The 23660-nt window shown below is 68.3% G+C and carries 22 protein-coding genes and 2 tRNA genes; 16 read left to right on the top strand and 8 right to left on the bottom strand.

Going from position 1 to position 23660, the window contains the following annotated elements:
- Positions 1 to 33: 33 nt before the first annotated feature.
- The 4 genes from ACTIEW_RS08520 to ACTIEW_RS08505 all read left to right on the top strand — a co-directional run bounded on the left by ACTIEW_RS08520 (position 34) and on the right by ACTIEW_RS08505 (position 1777).
- A complete protein-coding gene (locus ACTIEW_RS08520; RefSeq protein WP_439477478.1) occupies positions 34 to 468 on the top strand; it encodes a response regulator in 435 nt (144 codons plus the stop codon).
- Between the two features lie 110 nt (positions 469 to 578).
- Complete coding sequence (locus tag ACTIEW_RS08515) at positions 579 to 1148, top strand: cold-shock protein (RefSeq protein WP_439477477.1); 570 nt, start codon at positions 579 to 581, stop codon at positions 1146 to 1148.
- Positions 1149 to 1178: 30 nt separating this feature from the next.
- Positions 1179 to 1652: a DUF192 domain-containing protein gene (locus tag ACTIEW_RS08510; protein ID WP_439477476.1), complete on the top strand. Its 474-nt coding sequence runs from the start codon at positions 1179 to 1181 to the stop codon at positions 1650 to 1652.
- 48 nt (positions 1653 to 1700) lie between these two features.
- Positions 1701 to 1777 (top strand) — tRNA-Pro (locus ACTIEW_RS08505).
- 8 nt (positions 1778 to 1785) lie between these two features.
- On the opposite strand, the gene ACTIEW_RS08500 is transcribed toward ACTIEW_RS08505, so the two are convergent.
- Both ACTIEW_RS08500 and ACTIEW_RS08495 read right to left on the bottom strand, forming a co-directional pair.
- Entirely contained in the window at positions 1786 to 2487 is a 702-nt protein-coding gene (locus ACTIEW_RS08500) for a VIT1/CCC1 transporter family protein (RefSeq protein WP_439477475.1), read from the bottom strand.
- 37 nt (positions 2488 to 2524) lie between these two features.
- On the bottom strand, positions 2525 to 3079 hold the full coding sequence (locus ACTIEW_RS08495) for a cytochrome b (protein ID WP_439477474.1): 555 nt from the start codon (positions 3077 to 3079) through the stop codon (positions 2525 to 2527).
- 232 nt (positions 3080 to 3311) lie between these two features.
- Between ACTIEW_RS08495 and ACTIEW_RS08490 the strand changes: the two genes are divergently transcribed.
- From ACTIEW_RS08490 to ACTIEW_RS08480, 3 genes are all read left to right on the top strand, one after another.
- Positions 3312 to 3617, top strand: a complete 306-nt coding sequence (locus ACTIEW_RS08490; protein ID WP_439477473.1) for an ETC complex I subunit — start codon at positions 3312 to 3314, stop codon at positions 3615 to 3617.
- 60 nt (positions 3618 to 3677) lie between these two features.
- Positions 3678 to 3754: transfer RNA gene (locus ACTIEW_RS08485), tRNA-Arg, on the top strand.
- Positions 3725 to 3892 (top strand): hypothetical protein, encoded by a 168-nt coding sequence (locus ACTIEW_RS08480; RefSeq protein WP_439477472.1) that lies wholly within the window; start codon positions 3725 to 3727, stop codon positions 3890 to 3892. Before ACTIEW_RS08485 ends, ACTIEW_RS08480 begins: the two co-directional genes overlap by 30 nt.
- Here ACTIEW_RS08480 and metC read toward each other — a convergent pair.
- Positions 3885 to 5057, bottom strand: a complete 1173-nt coding sequence (gene metC, locus ACTIEW_RS08475; RefSeq protein WP_439477471.1) for a cystathionine beta-lyase — start codon at positions 5055 to 5057, stop codon at positions 3885 to 3887. The two genes, ACTIEW_RS08480 and metC, sit on opposite strands and share 8 nt — an antisense overlap.
- 89 nt (positions 5058 to 5146) lie before the next feature.
- Between metC and ACTIEW_RS08470 the strand changes: the two genes are divergently transcribed.
- Both ACTIEW_RS08470 and ACTIEW_RS08465 read left to right on the top strand, forming a co-directional pair.
- Positions 5147 to 6274, top strand: a complete 1128-nt coding sequence (locus ACTIEW_RS08470) for an amino acid ABC transporter substrate-binding protein (RefSeq protein ID WP_439477470.1) — start codon at positions 5147 to 5149, stop codon at positions 6272 to 6274.
- Positions 6275 to 6302: 28 nt separating this feature from the next.
- Complete coding sequence (locus ACTIEW_RS08465) at positions 6303 to 7616, top strand: dicarboxylate/amino acid:cation symporter (RefSeq protein WP_439477469.1); 1314 nt, start codon at positions 6303 to 6305, stop codon at positions 7614 to 7616.
- A gap of 3 nt (positions 7617 to 7619) precedes the next feature.
- Here the strand turns inward: ACTIEW_RS08465 and ACTIEW_RS08460 are convergent, their stop codons facing one another.
- The 3 genes from ACTIEW_RS08460 to ACTIEW_RS08450 are packed head-to-tail and all read right to left on the bottom strand — an operon-like array spanning position 7620 to position 11208.
- Positions 7620 to 8459, bottom strand: coding sequence for a sulfurtransferase (locus ACTIEW_RS08460; protein ID WP_439477468.1), 840 nt, complete (start codon positions 8457 to 8459; stop codon positions 7620 to 7622).
- A gap of 31 nt (positions 8460 to 8490) precedes the next feature.
- A complete protein-coding gene (locus ACTIEW_RS08455) occupies positions 8491 to 9711 on the bottom strand; it encodes a class I SAM-dependent methyltransferase (protein WP_439477467.1) in 1221 nt (406 codons plus the stop codon).
- Positions 9712 to 9744: 33 nt separating this feature from the next.
- Positions 9745 to 11208: a cryptochrome/photolyase family protein gene (locus ACTIEW_RS08450; RefSeq protein WP_439477466.1), complete on the bottom strand. Its 1464-nt coding sequence runs from the start codon at positions 11206 to 11208 to the stop codon at positions 9745 to 9747.
- 111 nt (positions 11209 to 11319) lie between these two features.
- Here ACTIEW_RS08450 and kdsA point away from each other — a divergent pair, with 111 nt between their 5' ends.
- Genes kdsA through ACTIEW_RS08430 form a run of 4 tightly spaced genes read left to right on the top strand, consistent with a single transcriptional unit; the run spans position 11320 to position 15757 of the window.
- A complete protein-coding gene (gene kdsA / locus ACTIEW_RS08445) occupies positions 11320 to 12183 on the top strand; it encodes a 3-deoxy-8-phosphooctulonate synthase (protein ID WP_439477465.1) in 864 nt (287 codons plus the stop codon).
- An 18-nt stretch (positions 12184 to 12201) separates the two neighbouring features.
- Entirely contained in the window at positions 12202 to 13656 is a 1455-nt protein-coding gene (gene rfaE2 / locus ACTIEW_RS08440) for a D-glycero-beta-D-manno-heptose 1-phosphate adenylyltransferase (RefSeq protein WP_439477464.1), read from the top strand.
- Complete coding sequence (gene rfaD / locus ACTIEW_RS08435; RefSeq protein WP_439477463.1) at positions 13653 to 14654, top strand: ADP-glyceromanno-heptose 6-epimerase; 1002 nt, start codon at positions 13653 to 13655, stop codon at positions 14652 to 14654. Before rfaE2 ends, rfaD begins: the two co-directional genes overlap by 4 nt.
- Complete coding sequence (locus ACTIEW_RS08430) at positions 14654 to 15757, top strand: DUF3089 domain-containing protein (RefSeq protein WP_439477494.1); 1104 nt, start codon at positions 14654 to 14656, stop codon at positions 15755 to 15757. Before rfaD ends, ACTIEW_RS08430 begins: the two co-directional genes overlap by 1 nt.
- On the opposite strand, the gene recG is transcribed toward ACTIEW_RS08430, so the two are convergent.
- Complete coding sequence (gene recG, locus ACTIEW_RS08425) at positions 15754 to 17841, bottom strand: ATP-dependent DNA helicase RecG (RefSeq protein ID WP_439477462.1); 2088 nt, start codon at positions 17839 to 17841, stop codon at positions 15754 to 15756. The two genes, ACTIEW_RS08430 and recG, sit on opposite strands and share 4 nt — an antisense overlap.
- Here recG and ACTIEW_RS08420 point away from each other — a divergent pair.
- The 3 genes from ACTIEW_RS08420 to ACTIEW_RS08410 all read left to right on the top strand — a co-directional run bounded on the left by ACTIEW_RS08420 (position 17840) and on the right by ACTIEW_RS08410 (position 23170).
- A complete protein-coding gene (locus tag ACTIEW_RS08420; RefSeq protein WP_439477461.1) occupies positions 17840 to 18232 on the top strand; it encodes a succinate dehydrogenase assembly factor 2 in 393 nt (130 codons plus the stop codon). The genes recG and ACTIEW_RS08420 overlap by 2 nt on opposite strands.
- Positions 18232 to 21684, top strand: coding sequence for a transcription-repair coupling factor (gene mfd / locus ACTIEW_RS08415; protein WP_439477460.1), 3453 nt, complete (start codon positions 18232 to 18234; stop codon positions 21682 to 21684). Before ACTIEW_RS08420 ends, mfd begins: the two co-directional genes overlap by 1 nt.
- A 79-nt stretch (positions 21685 to 21763) precedes the next feature.
- Positions 21764 to 23170 (top strand): dicarboxylate/amino acid:cation symporter, encoded by a 1407-nt coding sequence (locus tag ACTIEW_RS08410; protein WP_439477459.1) that lies wholly within the window; start codon positions 21764 to 21766, stop codon positions 23168 to 23170.
- Here the strand turns inward: ACTIEW_RS08410 and ACTIEW_RS08405 are convergent.
- Positions 23167 to 23658 (bottom strand): VOC family protein, encoded by a 492-nt coding sequence (locus tag ACTIEW_RS08405; RefSeq protein ID WP_439477458.1) that lies wholly within the window; start codon positions 23656 to 23658, stop codon positions 23167 to 23169. The genes ACTIEW_RS08410 and ACTIEW_RS08405 overlap by 4 nt on opposite strands.
- Between the last annotated feature and the right edge of the window lie 2 nt (positions 23659 to 23660).

The raw sequence follows: 23660 nt of genomic DNA, 5'->3' as shown, positions 1-23660 counted from the left end.
TGCACTGCTGTGTCCGTGTCCCGGACGGCGATGATGATCCGGTTGACCGACATGCCCGAGACCCCGCCTTCAGCCGATGAACCCGCCGTCGCGGCGACCATCCTGATGGTCGAGGACAATGCCGAGGTCCGGGTCATGGGCGAAACCCTGCTGGCCGACGCCGGCTTCGTGGTTCACACGGCGGGCGACGCGGCCGAAGCCCTGGCGATGATGGAGGCCGGTCTGGTGTTCGACCTGTTGTTCACGGACATCGTCATGCCGGGTGATCTGGATGGAGTGGGCTTGTCCGTCGAGGTCGCGCGGCTCAGGCCCGGAACGCCCGTTCTGCTGACAACAGGCTGGGCCGACCGGGCCCGGGACCACGCCGATCAGCGTCCGAAGCTGGATTTGATCGCCAAACCCTACCGGCAAACCGACCTCGTGCAGAAGATTCGTCTGCTGCTCGACCGAGGCGCAGAGGGCGTCTGAGCGAAATCAATACGCTTTTGCTGTGAAACCGACGTTTTTCGCTTTTCTGGGGTTCACAGAACCGTGTTAAATAAGCGCCGTCCGCTTCGATTGCGGGCAGGGGGAAGACTGTGTCGGACTACGAGGGTGTTGAGACAGTCGCGACGGTCCGAATCGCGGGTCGGGTGAAATGGTTCGATCCCGGCAAGGGATACGGCTTCATCGTGCCGGATGATCCGACCTTGACCGACATGAAGGATGTGCTGCTGCACATCTCCAGCCTGCGTGACGCCGGGCGGGATATCGCGGCCGAGGGCGCCCCGATCAGTTGCGACTGCGCCCGTCGGCCCAAGGGCTGGCAGGTCACCGAGGTCCACGACCTCGGCGAGGGCGACCCGGAACTGGTCGCCGCGCCGCGCCGCACCGGCTATGAAGGTCTTCGTCAGACGGCCCACGCCGGTTCGGAACCCGGGGGACTGACGTCCGGTGAGCCGATGGAGGCCGCGGTCGTCAAATGGTTCAATCGCTCCAAGGGCTACGGTTTCGTGGTGCGCGACGGGGAACCGGGGGATATCTTCGTCCATGTCGAGACGTTGCGCCGCTGCGGGCTGGATGACCTGCTGCCCGGCGAGACGGTCTCGGTGCGATTCGCCGAAGGTCCCAAGGGGCTGGTGGTCGCGGAAATCAGACCGGGCGGATGAAGCATCCGTCCTCGTGAGGATGGATCGGTGATGATGAACAGTCATGGACTTCTGGGCGCCCTGTCCGGCCTGGTGCTGCTGTCGGCCTGTGCCGGGGCGGGAGCGCCGCGCGACGCCAAGGGCGATCCGCTCGAGCCGCTGACCGTCACCACTTCGAGCGGCGAGCACCGCTTCATGGTCGAGATCGCCGACGACGACGCCGAACGCCAGCGTGGCCTGATGGAACGCGAACCCCTGGCCGACGACCGCGGCATGCTGTTCCAGTTCCCGGACGTGGCCGAGCGCGGCTTCTGGATGCGCAACACGCCCAGCCCGCTGGACATCATCTATATCGACCCGCGCGGCCGGATCGTCTCGATCGCGAAGAACGCCACGCCCATGTCGGACGCCGTGATCCCCTCGAACGGTCCCGCCAGCGGCGTGCTGGAGCTCCGCGCTGGCCGCGCCGACGAGATCGGGGCCAAGGCCGGCGACCGGGTCAGCCACCCCTTCTTCGCCGAATAGCGGATGAACGCGTTGCGGCGCGGCGTCGAGTGTGCCAAATCCCGCCGCCGGAGTGTAGCGCAGCCTGGTAGCGCATCTGGTTTGGGACCAGAGGGTCGGAGGTTCGAATCCTCTCACTCCGACCAAATATTTCCTAGACCACGGTTCCGAACAGTCGGCCTATGCTGGCGGTAGCGGCCATGGCGACGACGCCCCAGAAGGCCACGCGAAGCACCGAACGCGGCACATTGGCGCCGCCCGCTGCGGCGCCGAGCGCACCAAGCCCCATGAGGCCGGCGAGGGCGATGATGCTGACCCAGATCATCAGGCCATTGACCGGGGCGAGCAGCACCACAACCAGTGGCGGAGCGGCCCCGAGGGCGAAGGTCAGGGCCGAGGTCAGGGCGGCCTGCACCGGTCGGGCAGTGGTGAAATCCGAAATTCCGAGCTCGTCGCGAGCGTGGGCGCCCAGCGCGTCCCTGGCCATCAGCTGCTGCGCGACCTGACGCGAGAGAGCCGGTTCGACGCCGCGCGCCGCGTAGATGGCGGCCAGTTCGTTGACCTCGGCTTCGGGATCGGCGGCGAGTTCGGCGGTCTCACGGGCGAGGTCGGCCTTCTCAGTGTCGGACTGGGAGCTGACCGAGACGTATTCGCCGGCCGCCATCGACATCGCGCCGGCCACCAGTCCCGCAACGCCGGCGATCAATATGCCGCTGCGGGAAGCCTCGGCCGCGGCCACGCCGACGACCAGGCTGGCCGTGGAGACCAGACCGTCATTGGCGCCCAGCACAGCAGCGCGGAGCCAGCCGATGCGGGCGACCAGGTGGCGTTCGGGGTGGCGTTCGAGTCGGCTCATGACGATCTCCGGGATGGGGCCGGCGACCCAACCCCGCTCAACGAAGGAAGGGCAGCATGCGTCGCATGGCGCCGTCTCGCAGCAGATAGTGATGGAACAGGGCGGCGGCGGCGTGGAGGCCGATCAGCCAGTAGCCGGCTTCGCCGATGGTCCTGTGCAGGTCCTCCAATTGTTTCGCCCGATCCTCGTCCGGAGCGATCAGCGGCGGCAGGGACAGACCGAAGAAGGGAATGACGTCACCCTCGGCGCTGAGAATCAGCCAGCCGACCAGCGGCAGGACGATCATGCCGCCGTAGAGGGCGATGTGCATCGCGGCGGCCGGCCACCGGGTCCAGCCGGTCTCAACCGCCAGCCAGGGTGTCCGCCAGCGCGCGATCAGCCGGATCCAGACCAGGACGAAGACCGACAGGCCCAGCATGAAATGCCAGGTCTTCAGGCCCTCGCGGATGTCGCTGCCGCGCGGATAATTCTCTCGCAACTCGATACAGGCGAAGACCGCCGCCAGCAGGATCAGCATCAGCCAGTGCAGCGCGATCGAGAAGCGGCTGTAGGCCGGGTGACCGGGTTCAGCGTCGGGTACGGGGGCGATCATCGACGGTTCCTCGGGCGGAGTCGGCGGTCAATCTGCACCTGATTCGTCCGGGGCGGCTTGCGTCACCGCAATCGGCGGCGAGAAGTCCGCCGCTGGCGCAGCGCCCGGGTCGCCTCATATCTGAGTGCGCGCCGCCGGCAACTTCGGATCGCGCCGAGTGCTGGACCCGGCTCCGGCCGCGCGGTATCTGAACTCCGCGCGGGTTCGCCCGCCGTCGTCACGAGGATTGGTCATGCTCGCCCGCATCTATCGCCCCGCCAAAACCGCGATGCAGTCGGGCAAGGCCTCGTCCAGAGGCTGGTGGCTGGAGTTCGAACCGGCCTCGGCGCGCACCATCGACCCGCTGATGGGCTGGACCAGCTCCAGCGACATGAACGGCCAGGTGCGGTTGAGCTTCGACTCGGCCGAGGAGGCGGTGGCCTATGCCGAGCGGCACGGCATCCCGTTCCGCCTGCATGAGCCGCAGGACCCGCCGGTGATCCTCAAGGCCTATGCGGACAATTTCGCCACCGGCCGCAAACAGCCCTGGACGCATTAGGCGTTGCGACTGCCGCGCTTCGCGCTACTTGAGCCGCGGGAACTTCGTTTCGTCCCACGGGCGCCCATAGCTCAACCGGATAGAGCACCCGCCTTCTAAGCGGACGGTTGCAGGTTCGAGTCCTGCTGGGCGCGCCACGGCCGCGGCGCGATTTTCCGGCCTCGGCGTCGCTGGCGGCCAAGGCCCGGGTGGTGTTGGCAGGGTTCGCCGCGGCCGTCAGCGGCGGCTGGATCGTGACGCGGCTGCCGGTCGGCGCGTCCGCCCCGGTCAGCTGAGGGCGGCGCGCCAGGCGGCCAGGCCGGCTTCGAGATCGGCGATCAGATCGTTCGGGTCCTCAAGACCGACGTGCAGGCGGAGCAGCTGCCCGGCCAGCGCGGGCGGCGACCTGCGGGCGGCCAGCTGGCCCGTCTCGTGGGTGATCAGGCTTTCGAATCCGCCCCAGGAGTAGCCGAGGCCGAACAGTTCGAGGGCCGACATCAGGGCGTGGGCGGCGGCTTCGTCGCCGCCTTTCATGACGACGCCGAAGATGGAGGCGGCGCCCGTGTAGTCGCGTATCCAAAGGTCGTGGCCGGCCGCGCCCGGGAGGGCGGGATAGAGAATGTCGGCGACTTCGGGACGCGCGTTCAGCCAGTCAGCGACGATACGGGCCGAACGCCCCTGTTCCTGATAGCGCAGAGGCAGGGTGCGCAGGCCGCGCAGGGCCAGCCAGGCATCGTCGGGGGCGACCCGCCAGCCGAGGTCTTCCAGCGTCTCGGCAATGGCTCGGCCCACCGTTCGATCGGCGACGGCGATGGAGCCCATCAGAAGGTCGGAGTGGCCGGCGACGTATTTGGTCACCGCCTGGACACTGACATCGACACCGTGCGCCAGCGGGCGGAAGGCGAGGCCCGCGCCCCATGTATTGTCCATCACCGTAACCACCCCGCGCGCGCGACAGGCGGCGGCGAGGGCCGGGACGTCGAGCATCTCGAAGGTCAGGGAGGACGGCGATTCGATCAGCAACAGGCGGGTGCGGTCCGTGATGGCGGCGAGAATGTCGTCGGTCGCGGCGTCGGCGGGGTGGAAGGCGGTCGTGATCCCGCGGGCGCCCAGATGCCGCCTCAGGAAGCGCCGGCTGGGGCCGTAGAGGGCGTCCGTGGTCAGGACCTCGTCACCGTGACGCAGCAGGGCGGTCAGGGGCACGGTGACGGCCGCGAGACCCGAGGGGACCAGCCATGCGTCCGCAGCGCCTTCGAGGTCGCACAGCAGGTCGCGGAGTTCGCGGGCGGCAGACAGATCCTCAATGCCGTACACCGGGCCCTGGCTCTCGTCGCGCATTGCGCCGGGCGTGTCGTTGACCAGGGTCGAGGCGCGCTCAATCGGCGGGGCGACCGGACGGCGACCCTTGCCGCGGCGGGTGGCGGAGGCGATCAGGCGGGTGCGTTCGGTTCGATCGGTCATGCGCGCCGGAACGGAGGGTTGCGGTTCAGCCTCCAAAGGCCTCTAAAGCAGGCGGGGCGCAAGGTCTGACGAATTTCGGCGAGGCGCGGATGCGGGCACAATCGACGGGGCGAAAGACGGCGAGCGGCGCCGCGTTTGCGCTGGTGACCGTCCTGGTCCTGACCGTCGCAGCGTGCGGACGGGGTGATCGCCCGGCTGACGCCGGCGACGGCGCCGACCCCGCGGCCCAGAGCCAGACCGCGGCGCCCGATTTCGCCAGCCCGACCCTTGCGGCCATCAAGCGACGCGGGCGTTTGAACTGCGGCGTGCACGAGGGACTGGTCGGCTTCGCCTATACGGACAATCGCGGCGAATGGCGTGGTTTTGACGCCGACTTCTGCCGCGCCCTGGCGGCGGCGGTGCTGGGAAACGCCAACGCCGTCCGCTTCGTGCCCCTGACCAGCAGCCGGCGGTTCGAAGGGCTGCGCAGCGGCCGGGTGGATGTGCTGTGGCGTTCAACCTCCTGGACCCTGTCGCGGGAAGCGCAGGAGGGGGTGCGGTTCGCCGGGATCAACTACTATGACGGCCAGGGCTTTCTGGTGCGCCGGTCGCTGGACCTGGCCACGGCGGCCGAGCTGAACGGCGCGCGGGTGTGTGTGCAACGCGCTTCGACCACGGAATTGAACGTGGCGGACTGGTTCCGCGCGCGGGCGCTGGAATACACGCCGGTGGTCGGCGCCAATGAGGAGGCGGCGCGGGCGGCCTATGCGCGAGAGGACTGCGACGCCCTGAGCGCGGATATTTCAGCTCTGGCGGCGGCGCGGACCACGATGTCCAACCCGGAACAACACGCGATACTGCCGGATGTGATCTCCAAGGAGCCGCTGGGTCCCGCGGTGAAGCGGGGCGATGAGGCCTGGACCTCGATCGTGCGCTGGACCCTGAACGCCCTGATCCTGGCAGAGGAGTTGGGGGTGACCAGCGACAATGCCGGCCAGATGGCCGAGAGCTCGCCCAATCCGGCTGTCCGCCGTCTGCTCGGCGTTGAGGGGGAGGTCGGACCGATGCTGGGCCTGCGTAAGGACTGGGCGAAGGCGGCGATCGAAGCCGAGGGAAACTACGGTGAAATCTTCTCACGAAACGTCGGGACGGATTCCTCGCTCGACCTGGCCCGCGGGCTTAACGCACAATGGAACGCAAGACCGGCCGGGCTGATCTACGCCCTGCCGATTCGATAGGACGCCGGGACAGGCGCCAGGGGGAACGATGGAAACGACGAAACGTGGCGGGATACCGCTCTATATCTGGATGCTGCTGGGCTTTGCGGCCGGCATGGGCGGGGGACTTTACGTCAACCTGAACGGCCTTGAGGTGCTGCCGTGGGTGATGGACATCATCCAGGCGGTCGGCCAGATCTTCCTGCGTCTGTTGTTCATGCTGGTCTTGCCCCTGCTGTTCTCAGCCCTCGCGGTCGGGGTCGCCGAGATGGGCGATCTGAAGTCGCTGGGCCGGGTAGGCTTCAAGACCCTGGTCTTCACCGTCGTCGTCTCGGCCATCGCCGTCGGCATTGGCCTGGGCATGGTCAACTATTTCCGTCCTGGCGACGGGGTTGATCCATTGCTCGCGCAGCAGCTGCTGGCCCAGGGCGCCGAGGGGGCCTCGGCCATCGTCGGGAATGCGCCCAAATCGATCGAGGCAGGCCAGTTCTTCCTCGACATGATCCCGTCCAACGTCATCACCGCCGCGGCGGAGAACCAGATCCTGCCGGTGATGGTGTTCGCCCTGATCTTCGGCATCGGCATGGTCATGGCCAAGTCGCCGGCCACGGACCGGCTGCAGGAGACGCTGCAGGGCCTGTTCGAAGTGATGATGAAGCTCATCAACCTGGTCATCAAACTGGCCCCGATCGCGATCGCCGCCCTGATGTTCAATCTCTCGGCCGTGTTCGGCTGGGAGCTTCTGGTCAAGCTGGGGGCTTATGCGGGCGTGGCGGTGGGCGCGATGGCGATCCACATGTTCATCGTCTATCCGCTGCTGGTCCTGATCTTCGGCGGGATGAATCCGTTGAAGTTCGCCATTGGCGTCCGTGAGCCCTTCGTGGTGGCCTTCTCGACCGCCTCGTCGAACGCCACCCTGCCGATCGCGATCAAGGCGGCGGAAGAGAACCTGAAGCTGCCGAAACGCATTTCGCGCTTCGTGCTGACGGTGGGCGCCACGGCCAACCAGAACGGCACCGCCCTGTTCGAGGGCGTCACGGTGCTGTTCCTGGCCCAGTTCTTCGGCATCGACCTGAACCTGCAGCAGCAGCTGGTGGTGATGCTGGTCTGCATTCTCGGCGGCATCGGCACGGCCGGCGTGCCGGCGGGCTCGCTGCCGGTCATCGCCCTGATCCTCGTGATGGTCGGGGTTCCGGCGGAGGGCATCGGCCTGATCCTCGGCGTCGACCGCTTCCTCGACATGTGCCGTACAACGCTGAACGTCACCGGCGATCTGGTGGCGGCGACGGTGGTGTCGCGCGGCGAGAGCGATGCGATCGTGCCGGACGACCTGAAACTGCCGGATGTCGCGCCTCCGTACTGAGGTTCAGGAGAGGGCGGCGGACACGACCTGAGTGTCCGCCCGTCCACCCCACTCGGCCCAGCTGCCGTCGTAGAGTCGCGACGGCCTGTCCAGCACGGCGAGGCCAAGGCTGAGGATGGCGGCGGTGACGCCCGAGCCGCACGTGGTCACGACGGGGCGGTCCAGATCGACCCCGGCCGTTCTGAAGGCCTGCTCCAGCGCCTCGCCCTGTTTCATCGTGCCGTCGGCGTTCAGCACGGCCGGGAAGGGCAGGTTGAGGGCGCCGGGCATGTGGCCCGATCGCAGACCCGCCCGCGGCTCGACGGCCCGACCCGCGAACCGGTCGGCGGCGCGAGCGTCCAGCACCTGATCTCCAGCCTGAAGGGCGGCGCGGACGGCAGCGAGATCGGCGACCAGCTCCGACCGGACGGACGGCGTGAAGGTCGCGGCCGCGGGCGACGCGGCCGGAGCTGACTCGATCGCCCGGCCCTCCGCAAGCCATTTCGGCAGGCCGCCGTCGAGGACGCGGACCTCCCGCGCTCCCATGGCCCGGAACATCCACCACGCTCGCGCCGAGGACCGGATGCCGACCGTGTCATAGAAGACGATGCTGTCCCCGGCGGAGATGCCCAGCCCACCCATCCGCGCCGCGAAGAAGCCGGGCCTCGGCAGCATGTGCGGCAGGGGGCTGTCCGGATCGGAACTGGCCTCGAGGTCGAAGAAGACCGCGCCGGGGAGTCGGGCGGCCTCGAAGTCCGGCCGCCCGTCGCGCCCGTCCAGATGCCAGCTGGCGTCGACAAGGCGCAGGTCAGGTGCGCCGAGGCATGCGGCGAGGTCGGCGGTCGAGATCAGGGGAGAGGCCATGCCCCTGTTCTAGCATCGCCGGAAGCTCGGGTCAGGCGCGGGTGAGCGCCAGCTGGATCACGTCCGTCCGCGCCGAGCGGAATCCGGCCTCGCAATAGGCCAGATAGAAGCGCCACAGGCGGCGGAACCGCTCATCAAAGCCGCCCATGCGCCGGATGTCGCCCCAGGCCGCCTGGAAGCGTTCATCCCAGAGCTTCAGCGTGTCGGCATAGTCCTGACCGAACCGCTCTACCTCGCACCAGCCAAGACCGGCCCGGTCGATGACCGGCTTCAGGCTTTCCTCCGAGGGCAGCATCCCGCCCGGGAAGATGTATTTCTGAATAAAGTCGGTGCGCTTGTTGTAGCCGCTGAACAGGGCGTTATCGATGGTGATGATCTGCAGACCGGCCCGGCCCCCGGGCTCGAGCACATCGTGGATCTTGCCGAAATAGGCCGGCCAGTATTCGATGCCCACGGCCTCGAACATCTCGATGGAGGCGACACGGTCGAACCGGCCCTGGACGTCGCGATAGTCGATCAGCTGGATGTCGACCTGTTCGGTCAGGCCGGCCTTGAACATCCGCTGGCGGGCGAAGTCGTACTGCTCCCGCGAGATGGTGATGCCGGTGATCCGGGCGCCGACTTCCCGGGCCGCAAACTCGGCGAACCCGCCCCAGCCGCAGCCGATCTCGAGCACCGACTGGCCGGACCGAAGCTCCATCAGCCGGGCGAGGGAGGCGTATTTCTCCCGTTGGGCCGCGTCCAGCGCCATGCCCGCGCCGGTGAACCGGGCCGAGGAATAGGTCATCGTCGGGTCCAGCCAGGAGGCATAGAAGGCGTTGCCGAGGTCGTAATGGGCGTGGATGTTCTTTTTCGACCCCGACCGGCTGTTGCGGTTCATCCGGTGCGACATCCAGTTGACCGCCCGCATCAGCGGATTGCCATCGACCAGCCGGCGGATGTGTTCGTGGTTGTGGGCGAAGGACTCCAGCAAGGCGGCCAGCTGCGGGCTCTCCCATTCGCCGGCCATATAGGCCTCGGCGAAACCGATATCCCCGGAGGCCAGCACACGGCGCGCGAAGCGATAATCCTTGATGTCGAAGATGGCCGCGGGCCCCGGCCGGGACCCTTCCAGCTTGTGGATTTCGCCGTTGGGCAGAAGGACCGTCAGCCGACCAAACGTCCAATTGGAGGCCAGCAGGCGCAACAGGAGAGCGAACCCGCGCGGGGTGCGGGCGGTGGTCTCAATGCGCTCGGCGGTGACCGACGTCATGACTGTAGAGGTTGGGTATGGGCGGACCGCCCGTCAATCCCCTTGGCCGGCGCGACGGGCGACAACGATCCCGAGAGCCTCAAGCGCCCGCTTTCGGGCGAGGTCGTGATCGACGACGGGACGCGGATAGTCAGCGCCGAGGCTGACCCGGGCGTCACGGAGGACCTCGGGCGGCGCGGTCCAGGGCGCGTGAAGCCAGCGGTCGGGAACTCCGCGGAGCTCCGGAACCCACCGGCGGACGTAACGGCCATCTGCGTCAAATTTTCGTCCCTGGGCAGTCGGATTGAAGATGCGGAAGTACGGTGAAGCGTCGGCCCCGGATCCAGCGACCCACTGCCAATTCTGCACATTCGAGGCGAGGTCGGCGTCGACGAGGGTGTCCCGGAACCAGGCCTCGCCCGCACGCCAGTCGACAAGCAGGTGTTTGACGAGGAAGGAGGCGACGATCATGCGCACCCGGTTGTGCATGAAGCCGGTCGCCCACAGCTCCCGCATTCCGGCGTCCACGATGGGGTAGCCGGTTCGACCGCGCTTCCATGCCTCGAGATCCGCGGCGTTGTTGCGCCACGGCATGGCGTCGTATTCAGGTCGGAAGGCCGTATCCGTCATCTGCGGAAAGGCGTGCAACAGATGCGCGGAGAATTCGCGCCAGCCGATTTCGGCTACGAACTTTTCTGCTTCTGCAGCCGGTACACGACCGTCGGCGGCGGCCGAGCGGGCGGCCTCGATCGGGCGCCACGGGCTGATCTCGCCGAAATGCAGATGCGGCGACAGGCGACTGGTCGCCAATTCTGCCGGGATGTCGCGGCCCGCGCTGTAGGATTTGAGGCCGCGCGACAGGAAGGCCGTCAGGGCCGCCTGTGCTCCCGCTTCGCCGGGCGTCCAGTCGAAGCCGCCGGACCAGTCCGGCCGGGTCGGATGCAGGCCCCAGGCGTTGATGTCTTCGGACGCCGGCTCCGGCGGCGTCGCGAGGGCGTCCGGCGCGGCGGCGTGGGGCGGGGCGACAGTGGTGGCCAGAAGGGTCCTGTGGAAGGGCGTAAACACCCGATAGGGCTGGCCGGAGCCGTTCAGCACCGATCCGGGCCGGGCCAGCAGGGTTCCATTCCAGCCTTTGCAGTCAACGCCCTCGGCCTGAAGCGCATGGGCGATGTCGGCGTCGCGGGCGAAAGCGTCGGGCTCGAACCGCCGGTTCAGGAACACGGCGTCGGCGTCCGTCTCATCGATCAGCCGTCGGAGCTCCGCCTCGCTGTCGCCGCGTCGCAGGATCAGGCGGGACCCGCGCGCCCGCAGCGATGCGTCCAGGGCTCTCAGGGACTTGTCGAGCCACCACAGGGAGGCCGCGCCGGGCTGGAGGGCCGCGGAGCCCTGATCGAGGATGTAGACGGGCAGGATGGGGCGGTCGGTCGCGACAGCGTGGACGAGGGCCGGATTGTCCGCCAGACGCAGGTCCTGGCGGAACCACAGGATGACGGGACAGTCCCCGGCCTCGGTGGTCATGCGTGCGAGCTCCGTGATAGCTTGCGAACCACACCGTCCGACGCCACCTGATCGCCGCATGAGTGCGGCATCAACCGCGCGTCGCCAAGCCGCAAATCCGGGAAATCGTCCTTGTCCAAGCCAAACGCCATCATCGACATCAAGGGCGGGCTGAAGCGCCCCGTTAGCATCGGCGGCGGCCAGCGGATCGTCTTCATCGCCGGCCCCTGCCAGCTGGAGAGCCGCCAGCATGCGCTGGAAATGGCCCATGCCCTGAAGGAGATCGGCGAGCGGCTGAACGTCGGGATTATCTACAAGACCAGTTTCGACAAGGCGAACCGGACCTCGTCCACCGCCGCGCGCGGTTTCGGGCTGGAAGGCTCGCTGCCGATCTTCGCCGAGATTCGCGAGGTCACGGGCCTGCCGGTCCTGACTGACGTGCACACCGAAGAGCACTGCCGGATCGCGGCGCAGGCGGTCGATGTATTGCAGATCCCGGCCTTCCTGAGCCGCCAGACCGACCTGCTGCTGGCCGCCGCGGCGACCGGCAAGGTCATCAACATCAAGAAGGGCCAGTTCCTCGCGCCCTGGGACATGAAGAATGTCATCGCCAAGGTGGTCGGCGCCGGCAATCCGAACGTCATGGCCTGCGAGCGGGGCGCCAGCTTCGGCTACAACACACTGGTGTCGGACATGCGGGCCCTGCCGATCCTGCGCGAGATCGGCTGCCCGGTGGTGTTCGACGCCACCCATTCCGTGCAGCAGCCGGGCGGACAGGGCACGTCTTCGGGCGGCCAGCGTGAGTTCGTGCCGGTGCTGGCGCGCGCGGCCGTGGCCGTGGGCGTGGACGCGGTCTTCATGGAAACCCACCAGGATCCGGACAACGCTCCGTCGGACGGGCCGAACATGGTGCCGCTAGACCAGTTCGAGGCTCTGTGCGCCGACCTGATCGCCTATGACGACCTGACCAAGGCGCGGATGGCGAAAGCCGCCTGAATCCGATAGGCCAAGGGCATGGCTGAACGGACGCTCGATCTCGGAGAACTGCAGGCCCTGCTGGAGCGGCTGCGCGGGCTGAAGGTCGCCTGCGTCGGCGACCTGATGCTGGACCGCTATGTCTATGGCGAGGTCAGCCGGATTTCGCCCGAGGCGCCGATCCCCGTACTGCGCAAGCGCCGGACCACGGCCATGCCGGGCGGCGTCGGCAATGTGGCGCGCAATGTCGCGGCGCTGGGCGGGATCGCCAGGTTGGGCGCCGTGGCGGGCCGGGATGCGGCCGGGGACGAGCTGGCGGCGCTGGTCGCGGCCGAGCCGGGCATCGAGAACGCGATCGAACGGCGCGCGGGCGTGGCCACCATCGTCAAGACCCGGTTCGTTGCAGCCGGTCAGCAGCTGCTGCGGCTCGACGAAGAAGCGGCGGCGCTGATGGGTGACGAAAGCGACGCCTTTACGGGGGCTTCCGTCTATCTTCTTTCTGATTATGCGAAGGGCGTAGTCAGCGACCTGGTGATCACCCAGGCGCTTGCGGCGGCGGAGAAGTCCGGCGCGCCGGTTGTGGTGGATCCCAAGGGCCGTGACTTCGCCCGCTATGGCGCCGTCGATCTGATCAAGCCGAACGCCAGCGAACTGGCCGGGGCCACGGGCCTGCCGGTCGAGACCGACGCCGAGGTCGAGGCCGCGCTCAAGGCGCTGCTGCACGCGACGACGGCCAAGGCCGTGGTGGTCACCCGCGCGGGCAAGGGCATGACCCTGATGCGACGCGGCGGACCGGTGCGGCATTTCCCGGGCCGGGCGCGTGAGGTGTTCGACGTCTCCGGCGCCGGCGACACCGGTCTGGCGGCGCTCGGCCTGGCGCTGGGGGCCGGAGCCTCGCTGGAGACGGCGGTTGAGTTCGCCATCCTCGCCTCGGGCGTGGTGGTCGGAAAGGCGGGCACGGCGGTGGTCACACCGGCCGAACTGATCGACGCCGAGATGAGCCAGCACGCCGCGGGCGCCCACGCCAAGGTCATGCCGCTGGAGGAACTGGCGCAGGTGGTCGAGGGCTGGAAACGGCAGGGGCTGAAGGTCGGCTTCACCAACGGCTGTTTCGACATCCTGCACCGCGGCCACGTCGCCTATCTGGCCCAGGCGCGCGGCTGGTGCGACCGGCTGGTGGTGGCGCTGAACACGGACGCCTCCGTGCGCCGCCTGAAGGGCGAGGGTCGGCCGATCAATGATCTGGACAGCCGCGCGGTGGTCATCGGCGGGCTTCAGTCCGTGGACCGGGTGACCGCCTTCGACGACCCCACGCCCATCGCCCTGATCGAACGGCTGCGGCCCGATGTGCTGATCAAGGGCGCGGACTACACCCGCGAGGGCGTGGTCGGCGGCGATCTGGTGGAAAGCTGGGGCGGCGAGGTCAGGCTGGCCACGTTCGAGGACGGCTATTCGACGACGAAGACGATCGAGAAAATGAAGGACGAAGCATGAGCCGGCGCATGATCGTGGTCACCGGCGGCGCGGGCTTCATCGGCTCCAACATCGTCGCCCGGCTGTGCGCTGAGGACCGGCGCGACGTCGTCGTCTGCGACCGGCTGGAAGACGCGTCCCTGGGCAAGTGGAGGAATATCGCCAAACACCCGATCGCCGACTTCTGGCAGCCCGAGGAACTGTTCGAACAGCTGGAGCGGCACGCGGAGTCGATCGAGGCCGTGGTGCATATGGGGGCTATCTCCTCGACCACGGAACCGGACGCGGACCTGATCCTACGGACCAATTTCAGCCTGTCGCGCGACCTGTGGGACTGGTGCGCCCTGCGCGATGCGCGGCTGATCTATGCCTCGTCGGCGGCGACCTACGGCGACGGGGAAGCCGGGTTCGCGGACGATGACAGTCTCGAGGCCCTGGCCTCGCTCAGGCCGCTGAACGCCTATGGCTATTCGAAGATGCTGTTCGACCAGTATGCGGCGCGCCAGTCGGACCGGGGCCAGTCGCCGAGCCAGTGGGCCGGACTGAAATTCTTCAACGTCTATGGGCCGAACGAGGGCCACAAGGGCGGGATGAAGTCGGTGGTGGCCCAGATCTGGCCCAGGGTGCAGGCCGACGAGGCCGTCGCCCTGTTCCGCTCGCACAACCCGGCCTATGCCGACGGCGGTCAGATGCGCGATTTCGTCTTCGTCGACGATGTCGTCGACATTGTCGAATGGCTGCTCGATACGCCGGGGGTCTCGGGGATCTTCAACGCCGGTTCGGGACAGGCGCGATCCTTCCTCGATCTGGCCAATGCGACCTTCGTGGCGGCGGGCAAGACGCCCCGGGTCGAATACGTCGACACCCCGGAGAGCATCCGCGACAAATACCAGTATTTCACCGAGGCCCGGATGGATCGGGTGCGGGCGGCGGGCTTCCAGGGGCAATCGACGCCGCTGGAGGAAGGCGTCCGGCGCTACGTCCAGTCCTTTCTCGCGACCGCGGACCCGTACCGATGATGGTCGGCCGGATGAGTCTGCGCCAGTGGGCCGGCTGGATCGGCCTGATCGTCGTGCTGGTTCTGGCCACAGCGGTGGGGGTGTGGCGCGGCGACATCCTGAGGGCCAGTCTGGACCCGCAGGTGCCGTTCCAGACCTATACGCCCCCGCCGGCGCCCGACTATGGCGACCCCACCGCCTGGGCCTTGCGTGACGCGCGTGGGCCGGATTCGGGGCCGGCGGCGATCTTCTTTGTGCATTCCACCACCTATGACGGCGGCCGCGAGTGGAACGGGCCGATCGGCGATCCGGCGGCCGAGGCCTGGCTGAAGCGCGTCGTCCTGCCCAACTACGCCGGGCCTTTCGCGCGGGCGGGCGAGATCAGCGCGCCGCGCTATCGGCAGGGCAGTCTCTACACCCGGCTGACGCTGCGCGACGATGCGCGCGAGGCGCGGGCCTTCGCCTGGCGTGACATCGACGCCGCCTTTGACGCCTGGATTGCGCGTCATCCCGGTGGGCCGATTGTGCTGGCCGGCGTGGAGCAGGGTGGCGATCTGGTCGAGCGTCTGGTGCGCGAGCGGGTGGCCGATGACCCCGCCCTGCGCGCCCGGCTGGTCGCAGTCTATCTGATGGATGTGGTGGTCGCAGCGGACGGTCTGTCGCCACAGGTTCCGGCCTGCGCGAACCGGAATCAGGCCGGCTGTATCGTCGCCTGGTCTCCGGTCAGCGAGGGCAATGACGGAGCGGGGCGGCGCCGGCTGCGGCGGGCGCTGGTTTGGGACGAACGGGGGCGGCTGGTCGATCTCGGGGGCCGCGCCGCCCTGTGCGTTAATCCGGTGACCGGCTCGACTGATACATCTCCGGTCGAGGCGCGCCTGCATCATGGGGCGACCAACGCCACCGGGCTGGAATGGGGCGTGCGGCCGGCCCTGATGGCGCGCGAGATCGCGACCCAGTGCCGTGACGGTCTGTTGCGCCATACCGAGCCGCGGACGGAGTCATTCCGCGAGATGGGCGGCTGGGCGGATCGGAGAAAATCCCGCCCCTACAATCTGTTCTACGGGGATATTGAGTCAGATGTTCAGGCGAGACTGGCCGTCTGGCAGGCGCGTCAGCCAGCCTAATCGATCCCCGGCCGGTCGTTGCGCCAGTCGAACAGGGCCTCCAGCACCTTGACCGCCGCGCCGCGCGGTGTGGTCAGGTCCGGATCGCGGCCCAGCACCAGTCGTGCGTCGTCAGCGGCCGCCAGCAGCAGCGACCGGTGCCGGATCGGGTCGGCGAAGCGATAGGCGGGGAAGCCGCTCTGCTTAAGTCCAAGAGGATCGCCGCCCCCGCGCAGGCGGAAATCTTCCTCGGCGATCTCGAAGCCGTCCTCGGTGCGCCGCAGGGTCTCAAGCCGCAGCCGCGCAGTCTCGCCGAGCCCGTCGTCCCCGCCGCCGTACAGCAGGATGCAGGCGCTGGCCTTGGCGCCGCGCCCGACCCGGCCGCGCAGCTGGTGCAGCTGGGCGAGGCCGAAGCGGTCGGCGTGTTCGATGACCATGATGGTGGCGTTGGGCACGTCGACGCCGACCTCGACCACGGTGGTGGCCACCAGCAGGGGGATGCGGCCGTCGGCGAAGTCGGCCATGACGGCCTCGCGCCCGGCGCCGGGCATCTGGCCGTGGGCGAGGCCGACCTCGACCTTCAGGATGCGGCGCAGATCGGCGGCGCGGGCCTCGGCGGCGGCGAGATCGACGGCCTCGCTCTCGGCCACCAGCGGGCAGATCCAATAGGCCTGGGCGCCAGCGTCCAGTGCGGCGCGCAGGCGTTTCGCCACTTCGCCGATCCGGGCCAACGGCAGGACAGCGGTGGTGACCGGGGTGCGGCCGGGCGGCTTCTCGGTCAGGCGCGACACCTCCAGCTCGCCGTACTGGGTCAGCTCCAGCGTGCGCGGGATGGGCGTCGCCGACATGGTCAGCAGATGAACGCCGCCGGTGCGCGGATCGCCCTTGGCCTGAAGCCGTTGGCGCTCGTTGACGCCGAAGCGGTGCTGTTCGTCGATGACGGCCAGCGCCAGTCGGTCGAAGCGGACAGCGTCCTGGAACAGGGCGTGGGTGCCAATGGCGACCTTCGCCTCGCCTGAAGCAAGGGCGGCGAGCCGGGTGCGGCGCTCGGCGGGGGTGTCGCGCCCGGTCAGCAGGATGGTCGGAACGCCGGCGGCTTCGAGCATCGGGGCCAGCCTTTGCCAGTGCTGGCGGGCGAGGATTTCCGTGGGGGCCATCAGGGCGGCCTGGAAGCCCGAGGCGGCGGCGTCCGCGAGGGCCAGGGCGGCGACGGCGGTCTTGCCGGAGCCGACGTCGCCCTGCAGCAGCCGGCCCATCTGTTCGCCCGAGGCCAGGTCGCGGCGAATCTCGGCGACGGCCTGGACCTGGGCGCCGGTCAGGTCGAAGGGCAGGGCGACCAGCAGGTGGGCGGAGGCCTCGCCGGGCGTGATCCGCGGTCCCGGCGTGATCTGGCGCGCGCGTCGGCGGCGGGCGAGGGCCAGCTGGTGGGCCAGCAGCTCGTCATAGGCCAGCCGCTGCCGGGCCGGTGCGTCGGGCTCCAGCTCGGGCTCGCAGGTCGGCGCATGCAGGGCCTCGAGCGCCGCGCGCCAGCCGGGCCACCGGTTCTTCGCCTTCCAGGCCGGGTCCTGCCATTCCGGCAGCTCCGGCGCCTGCGTCAGGGCCGCCTGCGCCAGTTTGCGCACGACCCGCGAGGAGAGGCCGTGGGTCGCCGGATAGACCGGCTCGATGGCGGCGATCTCGCCGGCCTGCTCCGGCGTGTAGATATCCGGGTGGACGATCTGCACCTCGGCGTTGAAGCGTTCGACCTTGCCCGAGACCAGCCGCTTCTGGCCCTTGGGCAGCAGGCGGTCGATGTGCTGGGCTGAGCCGCCGAACCAGATCAAGTGCACGAAGCCGGTGTCGTCCGAGGCCCGGACCTTGATCGGAACGCCGGGCTTGCCGGGGACGATCAGCCGGTCGATGACGACCTCGAACACGCCGACCTGCCCCTCGATCGCATTCGCCGCCGTCATCGGCTGCCGCACGATCAGGCCGGACGGCGACAGGAACAGGACATCGCGGACCAGCGGGCCGGCCAGCTTCTGGACGAGCGGCAGGATCTTCGGCCCCACGCCCTTCAGGCTGGAAACCTCCGCGAACAGGGGAAAGAGAATCTGCGGCCGCATGGATCGACAGCATAGCTGGCGAAAGCGCGTGTGGAACGCTATCTCCGCTGCGCGATTGAACCTGACCGACCGGGCAAGGAACCTTGTGGCCGATATTGATGCACGTCTGAAGCAACGACGCGGCCGGATCACGTTCCGGGCGTGGCGGCGTGGATTCCGCGAGGCCGATCTCGTCCTGGGTCCCTTCGTGGACCAGGTCGGGCCCACACTCGACGCGAGCGAACTGGACTCCCTTGAGGCCCTGCTGGCCGAGGACGATGATCATCGCCTCTACGCCTGGATCATCGGGACGGAGCCGACTCCGGCTGCGCACGACACCCCTGTCATGAGCAAACTGCGGACTTTCATGCGCGACCATGTCGCCGCCGCCGTGGCCGAGGGGGCCGGCTGATGGACGGAGTCCTGCCCAAGCGAAGCGACCAGGAACTGGGCGGCGCGCCCGAGGGTCTCGACGCCCTGGTTGTGGCCGAGCGGCTGAAGGCCGAGGGGGGCGTCGGCCTGTTCGTGGCGCGGGACTACGCCCGCATGGGCGAGTTCGTTCAGGCTTTCGGCTTCTTCGCCGACCAGATCGAGATCATCGAGTTCCCGGCCTGGGACTGCCTGCCCTATGACCGGCTGAGCCCGACGTCGTCGGTCTCGGCCGAGCGGATGGCGGCCCTGACCCGGCTGGCGCAGCGCGCGGCCAGTGATCGCACGCCGCTGCTGGTCGTCACCACCGTGGGGGCCGCGATGCAGCGGACGCCGCCACGGGAGGTGACCAGCGGGGCCGGATTCCAGACCACGGTCGGCCTCGACCTCGAGACCGCGGCGCTGGAGCGCTATTTCGCGGCCAACGGCTATATGCGCGCCTCGACCGTCTCCGAAAAAGGCGAGTTCGCGGTCCGCGGCGGCGTGATCGACGTCTATCCGCCGGGCTTCGAGGAGCCGGTGCGGCTGGACATGTTCGGATCGGAACTGGAGTCGATCCGCACCTTCGACCCGGCGACCCAACGGTCCACCGGCCAGCTTCGCGAAGTGCATCTGGCGCCGGTGTCGGAGGCCCTGCTGGACCCTGACAGCATCTCGCGTTTCCGCACCGGCTATCTCGGCCTGTTCGGCGCGGCGGGGGATGATCCGCTCTATTCAGCCATCAGCGAGGGCGCGCGGCGGCAGGGCATGGAGCACTGGCTGCCGCTGCTCTACGACCGGCTCGAGACCCTGTTCGACTATCTGCCCGACGATGCGCGGCTGTTCCTCGACAATCAGGTCGAGGCCGCGCGGGGCGAGCGCTGGAACCTGACCCGCGACGCCTATGAGGCCCGGCGCGACGCCTCGATGGGAAAGGGTGGGGCGGCCTATCGCGCCCTGTCGCCGGAGCGGCTGTATCTGGGCGAGAGCGACTGGAACAGCGCGCTGGCGGGCCGCTGGGTGCGGCGGCTGTCGCCGTTCCACGGCCCCGGCGAGGACGCCGGCGGCCGGCTGGGGCGCAGCTTCGCCGCGGAACGGGCGCAAGACAGCGTCAATCTGTTCGAGGCCGTGGCGCGTCATGCCCAGGCGCTCAAGGCGACGGGCAAGCGGGTGCTGTTCGCCTCATGGACGGAAGGCTCGTCCGAGCGTCTGGCGGCTATGCTGGCGGACCATGGGCTTGAGCATGTCGTTGCGGTGCGGAACTGGGCCGATGTCCAGGCCGCGCCGAAGGACATCTATCTGCGTGGCGTCCTGCCGGTCGAGCATGGCTTCGAGACCGACGCCATCGCCGTCATCTCCGAGACCGACATGCTCGGCGACCGGCTGGCGCGGCCGAAGAAGAAGCGTCGGGCGTCGAACTTCCTCGCCGAGGCTTCGGCTCTGAGCACCGGCGACCTGGTGGTGCACCTCGATCACGGCATTGGTCGCTATGAGGGGCTGAAGACGCTGGAGATCCAGCAGGCGCCGCACGATTGTCTGGAACTGCTCTACGCCGGCGACAGCAAGCTCTATCTTCCGGTCGAGAACATCGACCTGCTGACCCGCTACGGCAGCGACACCGACGGGACGCAGCTGGACCGGCTGGGCGGCGCGGCCTGGCAGGGGCGCAAGGCCAAGGCGAAAGCGCGTCTGCGCGACATGGCGGAGGGTCTGATCGCGCTGGCGGCCAAGCGGTCGCTGCGCACGTCCGAGGCCATCGTCCCGCCGCAGGGGCTGTTCGACGAGTTCTGCGCCCGCTTCCCCTATGAGGAGACGGACGACCAGCTGAACGCCATCGGCGACGTGCTGGAGGACCTCGGCAAGGGCACGCCGATGGATCGCCTGATCTGCGGCGATGTCGGCTTCGGCAAGACCGAGGTGGCGCTGCGGGCGGCCTTTGTGGTGGCCATGACGGGCCAGCAGGTGGCCATTGTCTGCCCGACCACCCTGCTGGCGCGACAGCATTTCAAGACCTTCAGCGAGCGGTTCGCGGGCTGGCCCGTCACGGTGCGACACCTGTCGCGGATGGTTACGGCCAGGGATGCGGCCGAGACGCGGGCGGGCCTGAAGGACGGCTCGTTTGAGATCGTCGTCGGCACCCATGCGGTGTTGAGCGATCAGGTCGGATTCAAGGATTTGGGTCTTGTTATTGTTGATGAAGAGCAGCATTTCGGCGTCAAGCACAAGGAGAAGCTGAAGGGGCTGCGCGCCGACGTTCACTTGCTGACCCTGACCGCGACGCCGATCCCGCGGACGCTGCAGATGGCGCTGTCGGGCATCCGCGAGATGTCGATCATCGCCACCCCGCCGGTCGATCGTCTGGCGGTGCGGACCTATGTGACGCCATGGGACCCGGTGCTGGTGCGCGAGGCCCTGCTGCGCGAAAAATACCGCGGCGGGCAGGCCTATTATGTCGTGCCGCGCCTGGCCGACCTGCCCGACATCGAGCAATTCCTTCGCGAGAAGGTGCCCGAGATCAAATTCGTGGTCGGCCACGGCCAGATGTCGCCGACCCAGCTGGAAGACGTGATGAGCGCCTTCTACGACGGCAGCTATGATGTGCTGCTGTCGACGACGATTGTTGAGTCCGGACTTGATGTTCCGACAGCCAACACATTGATTGTGCACAAGGCCGACATGTTCGGCCTCGCCCAGCTGCACCAGATCCGCGGCCGCATCGGACGGGCCAAGGCGCGGGCCTTCGCCTATCTGACCACGCCGCCGAACAAGCCGATCAGCCTGTCGTCCGAGCGGCGGCTGCAGGTGCTGCAGTCGCTGGACAACCTCGGGGCCGGCTTTCAGCTGGCCAGCCACGACCTCGATCAGCGCGGCGGCGGCAATCTGCTGGGCGACGAGCAGTCGGGCCATATCCGCGAAGTCGGGGTCGAACTGTACCAGCAGATGCTGGAGGACGCCGTGTCCGAACTGCGCCTGTCGGGCGAGGGCGGCGGGGTTGTCGACCGCGGCTGGTCCCCGGCGATCAATGTCGGGGCCGCGGTGCTGATCCCGGAGGAATACGTTCCCGATCTGAACGTGCGCCTGAGTCTGTATCGGCGGCTGTCTGACGCGGAAAACAGCGAGACGCGCGAGGCGCTGGCCGCCGAACTGATCGACCGGTTCGGCCCCTTGCCGGACGAGGCGAAACAGCTGCTGCGCATCGTCGGCATCAAGGCCAACTGCAAGACGGCCTGTATTGAGCGGATCGACATCGGGCCCAAGGGGGCTGTGTTGACCCTGCGCAACAACGAGTTCCCCAATCCGATGGGACTGGTCGGGCTGATCCAGAAGAACCACGCCTTCTGGAAGCTGCGCCCGGACCAGAAGATCGTGGTCAAGGGCGAGTGGGATACGGCGGCGGAGCGGCTGAAGGTGGCCGAAAGGATCACCGCCGATCTTGCACGGGTCGCCACCGCCTGAGGCTGGGAAGCAGGCGTCACAGTCTCTAGGCTGACCTCCGCGAGTCGCGGCCGATGGGCGGCGACGGGAGGGGACGGCCATGGCGCGCAAGCCCACGACATCCGCCGGCGCAGGCCAGCGCGCCTCGGCCGTGAAGAAGGCGTCGCCCGGCGTTGCTGTCCCGGAGTCGAGCACGCCCCTGCCGCCGCCGGCGCGCAAGCCGATCTGGACCCACCTCTATTTTCAGGTGCTGGTCGCCATCAGCCTCGGCGCCCTGATCGGTCATTTCTGGCCGGTCTTCGGCGAGAGCCTGAAGCCGCTGGGCGACGCCTTCATCCGGCTGGTGAAGATGATCATCGCCCCCGTGATCTTCCTGACTGTGGCGACCGGGATCGCCCACCTGCGCGACCTCGGCAAGCTGGGCAAGGTGGTCGGCAAGGCCTTCGCCTACTTCCTGACCTTCTCGACCCTGGCCCTGATCATCGGTCTGGTCGTGGCCAATGTGGTGCGGCCGGGCGCGGGGATGAATGTGGACCCGGCGACGCTCGATCCGGCGGCGGTCCAGACCTATGTCGCCAAGGCCCACGATACCGACATCATCGCCTTCCTGATGAACATCATCCCCGAGACCGTGGTCGGCGCCTTCGCCGGCGGCGAGATCCTGCAGGTGCTGTTTTTCGCCATCCTGTTCGGCATATCGCTGGCCGTCATCGGCGAGCGGGCCCAGCCGGCGATGGCGGTTCTGGAGAGCGTGTCCGAGGCCTTCTTCAAACTGGTCGCCATCCTGATGAAGGCGGCGCCGATCGGGGCGTTCGGCGCCTTCGCCTTCACCATCGGCCGCTACGGCATTGAGTCGGTGGTCAACCTCGCGGCGCTGGTGGCGACCTTCTACCTGACCTCGGCCTTCTTCGTGGTGGTGGTGCTGGGCGCCGTGGCGCGGTTCAACGGCTTCTCGATCTTCAGGCTGATCCGCTACCTCAAGGAGGAGCTGCTGCTGGTGCTCGGCACCTCGTCATCCGAGGCGGCCCTGCCCAGTCTGATCGAGAAGATGGGCCGGGCCGGCTGCGACAAGTCGGTGGTCGGGCTGGTGGTGCCGACGGGCTATTCGTTCAATCTGGACGGCACCAATATCTACATGACGCTGGCGGCCCTGTTCATCGCCCAGGCGTGCGGCATCGACCTGTCGCTGGGCGACCAGCTGCTGCTGCTGGCCGTGGCCATGCTCAGCTCCAAGGGCGCGGCGGGCGTCACCGGGGCCGGCTTCATCACCCTGGCGGCGACACTGGCGGTCGTACCCAGCGTCCCGGTGGCGGGTATGGCCCTGATCCTCGGCGTCGACCGCTTCATGAGCGAGTGCCGGGCCCTGACCAATTTCATCGGCAATGCGGTGGCCACGATCGTGGTGGCGAAGTGGGAGAAGGGACTGGACCGCGAGGCGCTGGATCGCGCGCTGGCGGGCGGGCCGACGCCAGTCGTCGTCGGCAGCCGGGAATCGGACGACGACTAACCCCGCGCGGCGCGTTCCAGCTCGGCGATGTTCAGCCGCTTCATATGCATCATGGCCTCGAACACCCGCTTGCGAACGGCCGGGTCGGGATCGGCGAGGAAGCGGTTCATCGCATAGGGCACGATCTGCCACGACAGACCGTAGCGGTCCTTGACCCAGCCGCACTGCTCGGCCTCGGGCACGGCCGACAGGGCCTCGGTCAGGCGGTCGACCTCGGCCTGATCCTCGCAGTCGATCTGCAGGGAGATCGCCTCTGTGAAGGTGAAATGCGGTCCGCCGTTCAGGGCGGTGTAGCGGTTGCCGGCAAGGGTGAACTCGACCAGCAGGACGTCGTCGGCCTTGCCGCCGGGATAGTCGCCCGGCGAGCGGATAACGGCGTCGATGCGCGAGTCCGGCAGGAGGGAGACATAGAAGTTGACAGCCTCCTCGGCCTGTTTGTCGAACCACAGGCAGGGGATGGTCTTCTGGCGCGGGGGCAGTGCGGTCATGG

Origin of the sequence: Brevundimonas sp., assembly GCF_051860745.1 — a bacterium.
Taxonomy (GTDB): Bacteria; Pseudomonadota; Alphaproteobacteria; order Caulobacterales; family Caulobacteraceae; genus Brevundimonas.
This window is presented reverse-complemented; position numbering and strand designations above follow the sequence as displayed.

Bases quoted from the DNA above. Each gene is read 5' to 3' on its own strand.
- ACTIEW_RS08520 (WP_439477478.1), top strand. From the start codon at position 34: ATGATCCGGTTGACCGACATGCCCGAGACCCCGCCTTCAGCCGATGAA.
- ACTIEW_RS08510 (WP_439477476.1), top strand. From the start codon at position 1,179: ATGATGAACAGTCATGGACTTCTGGGCGCCCTGTCCGGCCTGGTGCTG.
- ACTIEW_RS08500 (WP_439477475.1), bottom strand. From the start codon at position 2,487: ATGAGCCGACTCGAACGCCACCCCGAACGCCACCTGGTCGCCCGCATC.
- ACTIEW_RS08495 (WP_439477474.1), bottom strand. From the start codon at position 3,079: ATGATCGCCCCCGTACCCGACGCTGAACCCGGTCACCCGGCCTACAGC.
- ACTIEW_RS08490 (WP_439477473.1), top strand. From the start codon at position 3,312: ATGCTCGCCCGCATCTATCGCCCCGCCAAAACCGCGATGCAGTCGGGC.
- metC (WP_439477471.1), bottom strand. From the start codon at position 5,057: ATGACCGATCGAACCGAACGCACCCGCCTGATCGCCTCCGCCACCCGC.
- ACTIEW_RS08470 (WP_439477470.1), top strand. From the start codon at position 5,147: ATGCGGGCACAATCGACGGGGCGAAAGACGGCGAGCGGCGCCGCGTTT.
- ACTIEW_RS08465 (WP_439477469.1), top strand. From the start codon at position 6,303: ATGGAAACGACGAAACGTGGCGGGATACCGCTCTATATCTGGATGCTG.
- ACTIEW_RS08460 (WP_439477468.1), bottom strand. From the start codon at position 8,459: ATGGCCTCTCCCCTGATCTCGACCGCCGACCTCGCCGCATGCCTCGGC.
- ACTIEW_RS08455 (WP_439477467.1), bottom strand. From the start codon at position 9,711: ATGACGTCGGTCACCGCCGAGCGCATTGAGACCACCGCCCGCACCCCG.
- ACTIEW_RS08450 (WP_439477466.1), bottom strand. From the start codon at position 11,208: ATGACCACCGAGGCCGGGGACTGTCCCGTCATCCTGTGGTTCCGCCAG.
- rfaE2 (WP_439477464.1), top strand. From the start codon at position 12,202: ATGGCTGAACGGACGCTCGATCTCGGAGAACTGCAGGCCCTGCTGGAG.
- rfaD (WP_439477463.1), top strand. From the start codon at position 13,653: ATGAGCCGGCGCATGATCGTGGTCACCGGCGGCGCGGGCTTCATCGGC.
- ACTIEW_RS08430 (WP_439477494.1), top strand. From the start codon at position 14,654: ATGGTCGGCCGGATGAGTCTGCGCCAGTGGGCCGGCTGGATCGGCCTG.
- ACTIEW_RS08420 (WP_439477461.1), top strand. From the start codon at position 17,840: ATGGATCGACAGCATAGCTGGCGAAAGCGCGTGTGGAACGCTATCTCC.
- recG (WP_439477462.1), bottom strand. From the start codon at position 17,841: ATGCGGCCGCAGATTCTCTTTCCCCTGTTCGCGGAGGTTTCCAGCCTG.
- mfd (WP_439477460.1), top strand. From the start codon at position 18,232: ATGGACGGAGTCCTGCCCAAGCGAAGCGACCAGGAACTGGGCGGCGCG.
- ACTIEW_RS08410 (WP_439477459.1), top strand. From the start codon at position 21,764: ATGGCGCGCAAGCCCACGACATCCGCCGGCGCAGGCCAGCGCGCCTCG.
- ACTIEW_RS08405 (WP_439477458.1), bottom strand. From the start codon at position 23,658: ATGACCGCACTGCCCCCGCGCCAGAAGACCATCCCCTGCCTGTGGTTC.